The organism is Flavobacterium soyae, from assembly GCF_021245985.1.
Lineage (GTDB): Bacteria > Bacteroidota > Bacteroidia > Flavobacteriales > Flavobacteriaceae > Flavobacterium > Flavobacterium soyae.
In genome coordinates this window covers 119,275-133,739 of sequence record NZ_JAJQXA010000013.1, presented here as the reverse complement: position 1 = coordinate 133,739, position 14,465 = coordinate 119,275, and the positions used below count along the sequence as shown (strand labels likewise).

Annotated in this window: 5 protein-coding genes; all 5 read right to left on the bottom strand. The window is 35.0% G+C overall.

The features are described from left to right. Nucleotides 1-164: 164 nt before the first annotated feature. The 5 genes from chiA to LUU93_RS16640 all read right to left on the bottom strand — a co-directional run bounded on the left by chiA (nucleotide 165) and on the right by LUU93_RS16640 (nucleotide 14,282). The gene (gene chiA, locus LUU93_RS16660; protein WP_232682300.1) at nucleotides 165-4,895 is read right to left on the bottom strand and encodes a T9SS-translocated chitinase ChiA; all 4,731 of its coding nucleotides are present in this window, start codon (nucleotides 4,893-4,895) and stop codon (nucleotides 165-167) included. A gap of 455 nt (nucleotides 4,896-5,350) precedes the next feature. Further along, nucleotides 5,351-7,417 carry a beta-N-acetylhexosaminidase gene (locus LUU93_RS16655; RefSeq protein WP_232682299.1) on the bottom strand — a complete coding sequence of 689 codons (2,067 nt, stop codon included), beginning with the start codon at nucleotides 7,415-7,417 and terminating at the stop codon, nucleotides 5,351-5,353. A gap of 154 nt (nucleotides 7,418-7,571) precedes the next feature. Beyond that, entirely contained in the window at nucleotides 7,572-9,512 is a 1,941-nt protein-coding gene (nagB, locus tag LUU93_RS16650) for a glucosamine-6-phosphate deaminase (RefSeq protein WP_232682298.1), read from the bottom strand. Nucleotides 9,513-9,622: 110 nt separating this feature from the next. Continuing rightward, entirely contained in the window at nucleotides 9,623-11,239 is a 1,617-nt protein-coding gene (locus LUU93_RS16645) for a RagB/SusD family nutrient uptake outer membrane protein (RefSeq protein ID WP_232682297.1), read from the bottom strand. A 10-nt stretch (nucleotides 11,240-11,249) separates the two neighbouring features. Next, nucleotides 11,250-14,282, bottom strand: coding sequence for a SusC/RagA family TonB-linked outer membrane protein (locus LUU93_RS16640; protein WP_232682296.1), 3,033 nt, complete (start codon nucleotides 14,280-14,282; stop codon nucleotides 11,250-11,252). Between the last annotated feature and the right edge of the window lie 183 nt (nucleotides 14,283-14,465).

Sequence of the window (14,465 nt, the reverse complement as noted above, 5' to 3'; positions counted from 1 at the left end):
ATAATTGCCAGGTTCATAATGCGCTCCTGAAGGTGAAAACCAAATAACAAATCACCTCAATTCACGGCATTTATTCGAAATAAAAATCAGATTAAAAAATAAATAACCAAACTCAATTTTAACCGTCCCAATATTTTTATTTCTAAATTTTCAATCATTTTATTCTAGTTTAAAAAGTTCATTACTTTAAATGATTTCTTGTTTCCTGATTTGTCTGTTACTACAACTAAAAACAATTGTTTAGATGAGAAACTATGACTTTGAAGCAATACTTCTTTATTGTTTTGAACATTTCTGTGACTTACTAAATTTTGTCCAACTATGTTGAATACATCTACCTGAACGATCTCTTCATTTTCATTTGAAACTGATAATGCATTGTTTTTAAAATATGCAATCGTTGCAGTATTTTTTGAAGAAATATCATCAAGTGCTAATGTTTTTGCAGCTGACTGCGAAGCGAAATAAGCCGCATATGCTTTAGATAATTCAGATGAATTACCACAAGAAGATGCATCCCAGTTTACAGACCAAGTCATTAAACCTCTTAAAGAAGGATATGGCCCGCCTGGCTGCATAGTGTATGTTCTTCCAGAAAAAGTAGTTCCGGTTCTTAAATAATGCATAGCATTTATTCCTTCTTGCGGTGTTAAATAACCGCTGCCTGCTGCACTCGGACAAGCCGGTAATGCAATAAGAACTTTTGAAGCTGGTAAACCATCAAAATGCATTCCTGTTGAAGCAATGTTATATCCTTTTATAACCATATCAGTCAAGGCTGTAACCATATTTGATTTCTTAGCTGAACCGTAATATTGACCATCTAATCCGTTTTCTCCTCCTGTATTGTACAATTGTACCGCTAACAAATCTAATTCATTACGTAAGTTTTGAATGATTGGCAGGAAGGAACCAAAAGTATCTGTATAGGTAGAATATCCGCCTTGTACGTATTGTGTTTCCGGAGCTGCCGTTAATAAGAATCCAGGCCCATAGTAAGCTTTTAATTCTTTGAAAGCATCTACTACGTTTTTTAATCTTGGATAAGCAGAAATACCCGCATAAGAAATATCTCTTAAACCTCCTGCACTAAAATTCATTGATCCGCCTTCAAAATCAATATCAACTCCATCAAATTGATACTCATCGATAATTGCTTTTAGACCATTAACAAAAATATTTTTTTGAGTTACATTCTCTAAAACAACATGACCATTTTGACCTCCAATAGAAACAATAACAGGAACGCCACTATCTCTTAATGATTTTATATCATTTTTCAACAATTGTTTATTGAAAACACCATTGGTCAAATATCTATTGTCATTTGTAGTTAATACTGGTGTATAACCATCACGATTAACTGTTTCTACGAAAGAATAATCAACTACGTTAAACTTACTTCCTACCATTTGAGAAAAATATAAAAATGGAGCACCAGCATTTTCCCAAGAATGTGCATATCCTAAAATAATTTTAGAAGGAAGCGGAATGAATCTATTTGTACCTACTTGAGCAATTTTAATGGTATTGTTTAATGTAGTTACACCAGATTGATTATCGGTTGCTTTGATAACAACTGGATAATCCTGATAAGCAGATGGTGTAAAATTATACGTATAGGTATTATTTGTACCTGCTGTCATGTTAAATGTACCTCCATTTATGGTAATCGTAACACCTGAAACCGATCCGTTACTATCAACAGCTGTAACTGAAATTGGCACAGCCTGGAAAGAATTTTGGTATACAGTAGCAGATGGTGAATTCCATGTAATTACAGGTAATGAATTAGGACAGTTTGAACCTGAACAAGTTAATGTAAAACTATATGTTTTTGACTCTGTTGTTCCGTTTGATGCAGTAGCCGTAACGGTTAAAGTATGAGAAACTCCAAACTGATTTGCTGCTGGCGTCCAAGCCGCTGTATAAGTTCCTGATGAATTGCTAGCACTTATAGTTTGTCCATCTAAACTAAATACAACAGATGAGATTGTAGTAGCATCTGCAGCACTTAATCCAACAGTTGCAACAAAATTAATTGCTGATCCTAAATTTATAGCAATTGCCGAAGCTGTTGGTGCTGTAATGGTAACTACTGGTTTAGTCGTAACCACCGCTTGTCTATTAAAATTATAAACCGTTGGCGTTGTTGGAACTGCAAAGTTGGCTAAGTTATTAGGATAATAAGTCTGTTCGCCATTTTCCCATGTATTTAATTTCAAACTTAAAATTTGTGCATAACCTGCTACAACTGAATTATCGAAAGTATAATTTCCTGATGTATCTGTTGTTGCTAAAACACTTTTCCAGTTATGTGTGCTGTCTGTCCAAGGTAAAACGATTTCTACTTTTGCACCAGCAACCGGAGTTGTTCCGTTTTTAACAGTTCCGCTAATTAAGTTTGCCTGAACTTGTGCAGCTTTTGCTGTAGAACTTGTATTAAAGTTATAAACCGTTGGGTTTGCCGGAACTGGGAAGTTTGCCAGATTATTTGGAAAATAAGCTGTTTCTCCGTTTTCCCAAGAATTTAATTTCAAACTTAAAATTTGTGTATAACCTGCTACAACTGAATTGTCAAAACTATATTTTCCTTGTGCATCTGTAGTTGCCAAAACACTTTTCCAGTTATGTGTGCTATCTGTCCAAGGTAAAACGATTTCTACTTTTGCACCAGCAACTGGAGTTGTTCCGTTTTTAACTGTTCCACTAATTTTGTTTGTCGTTGATACAACGTCCTGAGTGAAGTTTAACGTCTTATTCGCATTTAAGTTAGAATAAACTGTCGAAGCCGGAGTAAAAGTTTGTCCTGTTAAAGCAGCAGTTACCGTATAATTTCCGCCAGAAGCCAAAGTAAGTGTGTAAGCTCCGCTTGAATTAGTTGTTGCTGTAACATTTCCTGCTGTAGAAGCTGCTGTAACCGTTACGCCAGAAACCGGAGTTGTTCCGTTAAGAACTGTTCCGCTTACTGTGTATGTTACAACTGCTGTACCTTGCGTAAAATTCAACGTTTTATTTGCATCAATTGCATTGTAAACTGTTGAAGCCGGAGTATAAGAGAATCCTGTTTTTGCAGCTGTAACTGTATAATTTAATCCAGCTGTTAAACCTGGAACGCTGTAAACTCCGCTTGCATTTGAAACTGCTGTTAATGTTGAACTTCCTGAAACTGCAGAAACTGTTACGCCAGAAACTGGAGTCGATCCGTTAAGAACTGTTCCACTTACTGTATAAGTTGGCTGTGTTCCGTTAATGATAACTCCTGTTTGGTTAACTGTAACATTTGTCAGTGTTACCGGAGTAAATGTATAAGTCGTTTTTAAAGCTGTAAGTGTATAGTTTTGTCCAGAAGTTAAATTGTTGAATGCAAAATTACCTGTAGCAGAAACTACTGTTTGAATTACTGCATTACTTGCATTACGCAATTCAACTGTAACATCTGTAACTAAAGCTGATCCGTTTTTTGCGGAACCAGAAATACTTACTGTTCCCGGAACAACGCTTCCAAAAGAAGTATCAACCTGAGTTAATAATGAATTTGGAATTGAGCCTCTTGTATCCTGAGATAATTCCCAGATCATACCTCCAGCTAAGTTTCTTGATTTTATATACTGTACTTTTAAATCTATCGACTGCTTATCTTCATAAGAAATAAACTCTTTTCTAGCAGCATTATATAAATAAGGAACTTTAGTCGTATTATCAAAATATCTAACCCATCCTGCAGAAGCAGCACTTGGTGTAACCTGCATTGTATTTGGATCTAAGTAAGCATGAGAGTTTGTAACCGGATTTCCAACTAAATCACAAATTTCGATACTTCCTGAACGCTCGCACGCTCCTGAACCATCCCAAGTTCCGATAGGGTTTTGAGGATTGGTACATCCTCCAACGATGTCTCTTGGAGCCGAAACGAATAACCCATTTGTTGAATTTGTCGCTACATGATCAAATTTCTTTCCGTAGAATGGTAATCCCATGATTAATTTATTGGCAGGGAAACCAATCACATTTAGATATTGATTAGTCAATTCGTCCAGTGATTCAGATTGTGTTGCACCATACAAAGGATCGTTAGGATTTCCACTTGCATACAAAGGAGCATTGTAGCATGTTTTATCATACCAGTTTCCACCAAAATCATATCCGAAATAAGTGATATAATCGCAATAAGTAGAAATGTCTTCTGTCATTCCGTATTGAGATCTGTTGTTTGGCCCCAAATATTGCTGCGATACTTTTCGAACATTGTTTCCTGCTGCGATTGTAACCAGTTTATTTGGCATTGCCTGGCGCATTGCTTTCAATAAAAGCACTAAATTTTTGTTATCATCAGGGCTGTATTTTTGCGGAGGAACAGGCGAACCATTCACTATTTCTGTTCCGTCAGTTCCACCAGAAAGAGGGTATTCCCAATCGATGTCAAAACCATCAATAAAAGGGTAAGTTACAATGAAGTTTGCCATATCTGCAGCTAAGGCAGCTCTTGCCACAGGACTTGCGGCAATTGGAGATAAGTCCTGGCCTTTTGTCCAGCCTCCTACAGAAATTAAGACTTTTAAATGAGGATACTTTTCTTTTAACTTTTTCAAGTCATAAAAATTTCCTTTTACCGGAGCATCCCACGGGATTCCACCTTCCATATGCTCAAAATCGGCATAGGTATCCAAACATTTTAATTTTGTATTCTCCGGATGTGCCGGATCATACGTTGTACCATAAAAAGAATAATTTAAATGCGTTATTTTACTTCCATCAATTTTCGGAACGTTGAAATCCCGGGCATAAATAGACCATTGCGCATAATACCCCACTACTTTTTTTCCGTGGGCGGGCTGGGCCAACGCAAGCAATGGAAACAATAACAAAAAGAGCAATCTGTAATAATGTTTCATAATTAATAAATATTGGTTAATAGAAAATAAATAATTGGGCCGCAGCAGTATTACTGCCGGGTTTCGCTCAACTCAGGTTGGAAGGCTGTGTTAAACTCAAATTAAATTCTATAGATAAATATTACTATTACTGATTGTTCATAATCAATAGCAAATAGTAGTGACTGATATTTATTTATAATTTTTAAAAAATTAATATTAAATACAAATGATAAATTTGGGACGACTCATCAATCTATACTCTTTTTTTGTCATGTTTAGGTATTCTTTCTATTTGGTTTTAAAATGTTAATACTCCGTTAGTGGTTATTTTTTATATTTTATTATTCGAAGTTTAAAAAGGGATTTATAAAGTTTAACATAATTACCTCTACCAGATATTTCTGGCAGAGATAATTAGCACTCAAAACATTAGCGGTAACTTAAACTTGCTAAATACTAATTCAAACCAAACCTTAAATTAATTTCTTTAAACTTTCATAAACCGACAGCTCTACGTCAGCATGATCTTTTGTATTGCATTGCTCTATTAAACTTTTTAAATCTGCTGTTTTTAAAGTCGATTTATTATCTAAAACAAGCAGTAATTCCTGCGATGCATCACTTAATTTTTTAGACAAAGGCAAAATTGGCTGCACCAAAGGTGCATTTGCACTCAGCTCTATTAAACTTTTATTTACGGCAATCCATTTATTAAAAAATGATGCCACTTTTGCTTTGTTATCTTCTGTTTTATTTGCCAAATATTGTGTTACTGCATCATTAAAAGCTAAAGATTCTTTAGCATCAGGCGTACACGCATCAGCAAAAAGTGTAAACGGAGAATACATTTGATATTCTGTTCCGCCTTTGTTTCTTGTATATCCTTTTAACGGTTCACAAACATTAGAGAACTCATTAACAGATTCTACATTTTGATTATTCGCGATATTTCTTAAAATAACATCTTTGTTTTTAATATGTGTCAATCCTAATTCTTCTAATCTAAAAGAAACATTTTCAAGACGTTTACGCATACTGGCAAGGTCTGTAACATTCTCTGCAGACCAAAGTCTTTCTGCAATTGCAGCTGTTCGCGGCCAAACTCTTGAATCGAATGTTTCTGATGTTACAAGTTCTGTCCACATTGTTGCTTCTCCACCTAAAATTCTTGCTTTTTCTTCAGCAGATAAATCGGCATTTTTTGGCATTGGGTCATTCAAATAATGACTTGCAACCGGATACATTAAATCAATATAAAATCCGTTTGACAATACTGTTTTATAGCCTTTTTTCACAGCATCAACTAATGACTGTCCGGCTGTAACTCCTTCATTTGGACCTCTCCACGAATGTACAATTGCTTCTTTTGAAAGATCTTTGGTTAAAATTTCTTCCCATCCCATTAATTGTTTTCCATGTTTTTTAAGCATCGGAGCCAACTGCATGGTGAAATACGTTTGTAATTCGTGATTTGTTTTTAAATTATGTTTCTTTTTAAATTCCTGAATTTTCGGATTGGCATCCCAGTCTTTCCCTTCGTTCTCATCTCCCCCAATATGAAAATAAGCTCCGGGAAATAATGGGCATACCTCGTCAAAAAGTTCACTTAAGATTTTATACGTTTTAGGATTTGAAGGATCTAATGTTGGCGAAAAAATCCCCGCATTTCTTTCAATTCCATAGGTACTAATTGCTGTACCCTGAATATTTTTTTCAGAAGTTCCTCCAGTCAGCGTAATCACTTTGCTTCCTATTTCCGGGTAAGCCGTAAGTATTGCAGATCCGTGACCCGGAACATCTATTTCGGGAACTATTAAAATACCGCGCTCATCGGCATATTTTACGATATTTCTAATTTCCTCTTGTGTGTAATACAATCCATCCGAAGCTAATTCAATTAATTTTGGATGTTTTTTAGTTTCAATTCTCCAGCCTTGATCATCAACCAAATGCCAGTGAAAAACATTCATTTTCATTGCTGCCAATGCGTCAATATTTCTTTTGATAATATCTACAGGCTGAAAATGTCTTGCTGCATCAATCATTAAACCTCTCCAGGTAAATCTTGGAAAATCTGAGATTTGTGATACCGGAAAATAAAATGATTTACTGTCATTTTGCAGCAATTGCAACAACGTTTCCAATCCATGTAGAGCTCCTAAATCGCTGGTTGCATTGATTGTAATTTTATTTGATTTTATATCTAAGCTGTAACTTTCGTCTTCGTATAAACCAATTTTGCCGTTTTTATCACAGTTAATCTGCAATTCAGCGTTTGGAAATTCGTTTAGTTTAGAAATAAAACCCTGCTCGAAAAATATACCTGTTCTACCATCTAATCGGCGCAAAAAACGAGTCACTCCTCCAAAAATTCTTGGATTTGGATTTCCGGAAATATTAACTTTAAAGTTTTTGGTTAAAGTAAAATTTCCATCGTTTACAACAACATTCTGAGGCCAGGGCATAAGATTCAACTGCTCTTTTTTAATTTGAGCACCAGCTGTTACACCCGCTAATAGTAGTACAAATAAATATTTCATTTTTATTTTTTTTTGTCGGATGTTTTTCTGAAACATCCATTTAAATTAGAAAAAACAAAACTCAGAAAGACTTCTGCTTACCTCACTTATCGCTTTGAGGTCTATCTGAATTTTGTGGTTTGATTCGCTCTCACCCGAATCTTAAGAAACAACTTTAATAATCAAAACGTTTAAAAGCTTCAATAGCTTCGTATTCTGCCAGTCCTAATTCGTCGTACAGAACAGCTGTATTTTTATTTCGATCTTCTGCTCTTACCCAGAATTCCCGAGAATCATTTCCTTGAAACATAACCCTGTCTTTTTGAGACTGGTGGTATAAAATGGCATGACGCTTTAATAAAACTTCTGACGGCGAAAGCGGCACCGCCATATCTATTTCATGAATATCCCACTCGTGCCAAGCTCCTCTGTAAAGCCATAGCCAGCAGTCATCCATGTATTTTTCTGGTTTTAATTGTTTCATTGCTGCAAAAATAGCATTCAGACAAACTTCATGCGTTCCGTGTGGATCTGCCAAATCTCCTGCGGCAAATACCTGATGCGGTTTTATTTTAGCAATGATATCTTTTACAATAGCAATATCTTCCGGCCCTAACGGATTCTTTTTTACTTGTCCTGTTTCATAAAACGGAAGGTCTAAAAAGTGTGTGTTTTCATCTTTTAAGCCAATGTATCTTGTTGCTGCGTAAGATTCTCTTCTTCTAATTAATCCTTTTAGTTTCCTAACTTCCAGAGAATCGATTTGATTTTCTGATTTGTTATTTAAAAATTCAATTACAGATTTGAAGTTGATATCTTTTGGAAGATTTCCACCAGTGAAATCATTACAAACCTCAGCAAATTTTAATGCTTCGTCATCTGTAACTGCAATATTTCCAGAGGTTTGATATACTACGTGTACATCATGACCTTGTTTAATCAATTTTGAAAATGTTCCTCCCATCGAAATCACATCATCATCTGGATGCGGACTGAAAAGGATCACTCTTTTTTTAGCTGGATTAGCTCTCTCCGGACGGTGTGAATCGTCGGTATTTGGTTTTCCACCCGGCCATCCTGTGATGGTATGCTGCAAGACATTAAACATATTAATGTTTAAATCATAAGCAGAACCTTCTTGTGCCAAAAGATCAGACATTCCGTTGTTGTTGTAATCTCTGTCTGTTAACTTTAAAATAGATTGTTTTGTTTTTTGGCACAACCAAACAATCGCTTTACTTTTTAATTCTTGTGTCCAAATGCATTCTCCAACTAACCAAGGTGTTTTGAAACGTGTTAATTCAGAGGCTGCAGACTGGTCTAATACGAAAGTTGCATTAGGATGATTTTGTAAAAATGTAGCTGGAACTTCAGAACTAATATCACCCTGAACGGTTCTCTTGATAATATCGGCTTTGTTTTGTCCCCAAGCCATTAATACAATTCTTTTAGATCTCATAATGGTAGAAACCCCCATTGTGATGGCTCTTTTTGGAACGTTGTCAATTCCATTAAAGTCAGATGAAGCATCTACTCTTGTAATGTGATCCAGTGTAATAATTCTTGTTCCGGAATTGATGTGTGAACCCGGTTCGTTAAAACCAACGTGACCTGTACGTCCAATTCCTAATAACTGAAAGTCTAAACCTCCAGCTTGTTTAATATTCATTTCATAGTCGATACAATATTGATTTAATTCGTCAATAGTTACTGTACCATCAGGAATATTTACATTTTCTGGTTTAATATCAATATGATTAAAAAGATGCTGGTGCATGAAATAATGGTAGCTCTGATTGTTTTCTCTGTTCATTGGATAATATTCATCCAAATTAAAAGTGATTACATTGCTAAAGCTTAGTCCTTCTTCTCTGTGCATTCTAACTAATTCCTCATATACTTTTATAGGAGAAGATCCTGTTGCCAAACCAAGCACGCAAGATTTATTTTTTTCCTGCTTAGATCTGATTAACTGAGCGATTTCCTGCGCTACAATTACCGATGCTTCAGCAGAACTTTTGAAGATTTCGTTGTGAATTTTCTCAAATCGTGTTTCTTCAAATTTTCCGGCGCTTTTATAGCTGATATCAGGTTTTGTTTCTAAAGCACTTTTCATTTTTTTTCTTTTTTTGGTATGTACAATTTTGGTTTTTGAAACGGTATAAGCAATTTGCATTTCTTATACCGTTTACTAACCAAACTTAAAATCTTAAATCTTTATTTTTTTTAGAAGTTTGCTCCAGCTTTATCCCACCAAACTCTTGTTCCTCCTGTATCAGGGCCTCCAAGTTTAGCAACTCCTGTAGCAACACCACCTGAGTTTCCTGCTTTTTCTGACTGTACATAGTTGATTCTTCGTACACCTAACTCAGTTGTAATAGTCCCTCCACTATAGTTTTTAAGTACTGGGAATAATTTTGGGTAACCTGTTCTTCTGTAATCAGACCATGCTTCTTGTCCTTCCGGGAAGTTAGCAATCCATTTTTGAGTGATGATTTTTTGCAGTTTAACTTCATTTGTAGCTGCTGCATCCCATGCTACAGTTACATTATTAAGTGCTGCAGCATTATTCTGCGCACCATCATAAACTATGTCTCCCTTATCATCTTTAATTAAAATGGGGTCTACATAATTTTTTGCAGTTTTAACATTGTCTGCAATATAACCAGATGCACCAGATACACCTCTTTGATCAAATGATGCAGTAATACCCTGTTTATAAAGTGTTTCCGCATTACCATCCATAGCCCAGCCGCGTAGTGCACCTTCTGCTCTTAGGAAATATACTTCTGCTGTTGTCATTAAAACAACTTCTTTGCTTCTTACGACAGCACCAATACCTGAAAAATCCTGATGGTCACCTTTTGCATTAATAGCTATACCTGTTCTAACTCCTTTGTATTGTCCAGGGAATTGCGTTGAAGAATCAAAATAAGTTTCGATTCTTGGATCTTGGTATCCACCCATAATTGACTCCATATCAGCAGACATACGAATATCTAACCAAGCACCGCTAATTGTTGAGATTGGGTTGTTATAAACCGGAGATATAATTTTAAATAAATCAGCGTTTGTTGTGAACACTCCAAATTTTTGAGCAACAGCTTTTTCTGCCTGAGTTTTTGCTAATGCCGGATTTATTTTCACGATACGCATTGCTAATCTTAAGCGCAAACTATTTGCAAATTTAACCCATGCTTTGTAGTCTCCTTTGTAGTTAGATAAATCTGTTGATTCAAAACTAGTAGCTTCGCCAGCATCAACTCTTTTGGTTAATTCTGTAACAGCAAAATCTAATTCGCTGAACATTTGGTTGTAAACTTCTTCTTGTGAATCATATTCAATTGTCGATTCAGTTGATCCAAATTTAGAATAAATAATTGGTCCAAAAGTATCTGTTAACCTGTGCATTCCTTCAACTTTCAGTATTAATGACAAAGCATAAAACTGATCGTATTTTCCTTTAGATTTTTGAGCAATATCATACGCATTAAACATTACATTACTGTAAGCATAATCCCAAATGAATCCATTCCAGCCATCAACTAATGAATAGGTTGTATTGTTGATACCTCCGGCAAAACCAGTTGGAGTTGCCATATAACCAGACCATATATCACTATTTAAGTTTTGCTGTAATTGATACACCCATTCTGGAGTATATACATAAATGTTATTAAACATTGGAGCAAAACCTCCTTTAATGTGGTTAAAATCTTGTTCAAATAGTTCAGGTGTAATACCATTAGGGTTGGTATTAATATCTTCAAAATCTCCTGTACAACCTACTGCTGCAAGCAATGACATACAGATAGCTGCTTTTGTTATTTTATTTAGTTTCATGTTTTTAGTATTAGAAAGTTACATTTAAATTAAGACCGATACTTCTTGTAGATGGTAATCCGTAAATATCAACACCTTGTAATCCTTCGCCTGTACTTAATGCAATGTTTGGATCAAACGGAGCATCTTTATAAATAAAGAATAGGTTTCTTGCTATTAATGAAACACTAGCCGTTTGAATAAATGGTAATTTTTTAGGATTGAAATTATATCCGATAGAAACTTCTCTGACACTAACATTTGTAGCATCATATACATACTCTCCAGTAATTCCTGCTCTACCACCAACTTGAGTATAATATAATTGAGAATCCATTGTAGAAACCGGAGTTCCATCACTTGCTCTAACTGCATTTACTTTTACGCCGCCTGCATTCCTGGCATCTCCAGTTGCTCTAGATACACCAAATGAATCGTTTTGAGCTTCTGTTAAACTCATTACCTCACCACCAAAACGACCATCGATTAATACATTTGCGAAGAATGAACCAACTTTAAATGAATTTGAAAAACCTAACATGAAATCAGGATTTGAATTTCCTACTTCTTCGAATTCAGTTTTTTGAATAGTTCCATCATCATTCAACAACATTCTTCCCTGAGCATCTTTTTTGATGTTTATACCTTCGATAACCCCAAATGGTCTTCCTTCGATTAAAGCATATCTGTAACTGTTTACACCTGCTTCTGTTAAGTTTACTCTTCCTCCTAGTTCAGTTGGAATTTCTTTTACTTTATTTTTGTTTTGTGAGAAGTTTACGCTTGAATCCCAAGAGAATTTTTCTCCTCTGAAAATTCCTGCAGTAACCACTGCCTCAAAACCTTTATTTTCGATACTTCCTGCATTAATTCCGTAAAAATCAACTCCTAAAGCGTTTCCTTTTGGAGCAACAACTTGTAAGTATTGGTTTTTCGTTTCTGAGTTGTAGTATGATAATTCAATGTTAAATCTGCTGTTGAAAAATCTCCACTCAGTACCAAGCTCATACTCTGATTTTAATTCAGGTTTTAATGAAGTTCCTTCTTTTGGAGCAACTTTTGGTTTTGGATCCGTAACTCCAGGAGTGTAATAGTAAGTTGGAACTGTTACAAAAGGATAAATATCATTTCCTACCTCTGCGTATGTTGCACGAACTTTACCATAGTTAATGAATTCCGGCATAGTAACCATTTCGCTAAGAATAGCTGTTACCCCCACAGATGGATAGAAATATCCTGCATCTTTTGTATTAACTAAAGTTGATGACCAGTCATTTCTGGCAGCAAGATCTAAGAACAACATATCTTTATAACCAAATGTTGTAGCTGCAAATACTGACTGAACTTCTTTTTGAGAATCAATTGTCTGGTAGTTTCCAGAATTGTTGTTGAAGTTTTGTAATGTAAACCAGTTAGCATATTTTAAACCTCCGCCAATTCCTGAGTCAAGAATCGTTTTTTGATTTCCTAAAGTATTATTAACACTTGTACCAATGTTTGCATTAAAGCTGAAGTTTTCTCCAATTTTTGTATTGATCGTGGCAATTAAATCTGCATAACGCTGCGTACTTAATGCGTCTTCAACATAGTATCTACCATTTATGTGAGAAATTGTTCCTTGTGTAGTAGCGTAGATTTTTTTATCAAAAGAACTTTCAACTCTATTGTAGCTATATCTTGCTGCAATACTTAACCAATTATTAGCTTTATAAGTTAAAGATAATGCTCCGTTGAAAAAGTTGTTATTATCTTCAGATTTATTTCTGTTGATTCCCCAATATGGATTTTGCATAATATCTCTATTAGTCATCCAGTTTTGAGCCATTAAATTTCTGTTAGGATCAAAAACTTCGAAATTATTTTTATAATAATTGAAGTCATTTCCTCTTGGCATTAAATAAACTCCTGTAAGCGGGTTGAAATAAAAACCATTAACAGGTTTGTTGATGATAGTTTGAGTAGTATAATTTGCATTTACGGCAAAAAGAAGTTTATCATCAAAAAATTTAGCTGTCTGGCGAATACCAAAGTTGTTTTTCTTAATACTGTTTCCCGGCATAACACCCTGACCTGAAGTATTAGAGTAAGTAAATGCTGTAGAAGAGTTTTCAGCAGCAGTAGAATAACCAACTGACGTAATTTGAGTATTTCCTGTTTCGAAGAAATCTTTTACGTGATCTTTTGTTTTTTGTTTTGCTCCCCAGCTTTCATCAGCTCCGGTTGCAGCAATATAATCGCTTTGGAATTTTGGTAAGTAAGCAGCAGTTTCAAATGTAGTTACAGATGAAACAGTAAGTAATGGTTTACCAGCTTTAGCTTTTTTAGAAGACAATAGGATAACTCCATTTGCTCCCTGACTACCATATAATACAGAAGCAGCTGCACCTTTTAAAACTGTCATACCTTCGTAATCATCAGGATTGATAAGTGATACAACATCACCACCATCACGGTTACCAGTAGCTGTACTACCAAAACTGTCATTTGGCTGTCCTGAAGTACCATTATACAATGGTATACCATCTATAACATACAAAGGCTGGTTATTAGAAACTGAAGAGTTACCTCTAATTACTACTTTTGTAGACCCACCTGTTCCACTTGAACTTTTAGTAACGGCAACACCAGCAATTTTACCAGCAATTGTATTAATAACGTTTACATCTCTTACTCTTGTTAACTCTTCCCCTTTAAGTTCCTGAGCAGCATAAGTTAAAGATTTTCTTGTTTTTTTGATACCTAATGATGTTACTACAACCTCGTTAAGTGCATTTGATGCCGCAACTTGCATTTTAACATTAATTGTAGCAGCATCGCCTACAACTATATTTTGTGTTTCTAGGCCAACATAGCTAAAAACTAATGTTTGTCCTTTTTGAACCTCAATTGAGTACAATCCGTCAAAATCGGTAGTAGCACCTTTTTGACCTCCTTGTACAGCAACAGATGCACCCGGTAACGGCATCCCATCAGAATCTGTAATCACACCTTTAACATTTTTTACTTGTGCAAGCGAAACCTGCGCCGTAAAAACAATCATAAAGATTAAGAAAATTTTTTTCATGTTTTATTTATTTTGTTAGTTATGAGGTAAAATTATTCTTAAGGTATTGTTAAAAAAAATAATTTATACGAACTGCAGTAAATTTTAAACAAACGACACAAATCAATCAATAATGTGTTTTTCGAAAACGTTTTCAGGTGAAAAAAAATTACAATAAGCTTTTTTTAATAAAATTTTATTCAA

Excerpts from the sequence above, each read along its gene's own strand:
- chiA (WP_232682300.1), bottom strand. The coding sequence starts at position 4,895 with ATGAAACATTATTACAGATTGCTCTTTTTGTTATTGTTTCCATTGCTT.
- LUU93_RS16655 (WP_232682299.1), bottom strand. The coding sequence starts at position 7,417 with ATGAAATATTTATTTGTACTACTATTAGCGGGTGTAACAGCTGGTGCT.
- nagB (WP_232682298.1), bottom strand. The coding sequence starts at position 9,512 with ATGAAAAGTGCTTTAGAAACAAAACCTGATATCAGCTATAAAAGCGCC.
- LUU93_RS16645 (WP_232682297.1), bottom strand. The coding sequence starts at position 11,239 with ATGAAACTAAATAAAATAACAAAAGCAGCTATCTGTATGTCATTGCTT.
- LUU93_RS16640 (WP_232682296.1), bottom strand. The coding sequence starts at position 14,282 with ATGAAAAAAATTTTCTTAATCTTTATGATTGTTTTTACGGCGCAGGTT.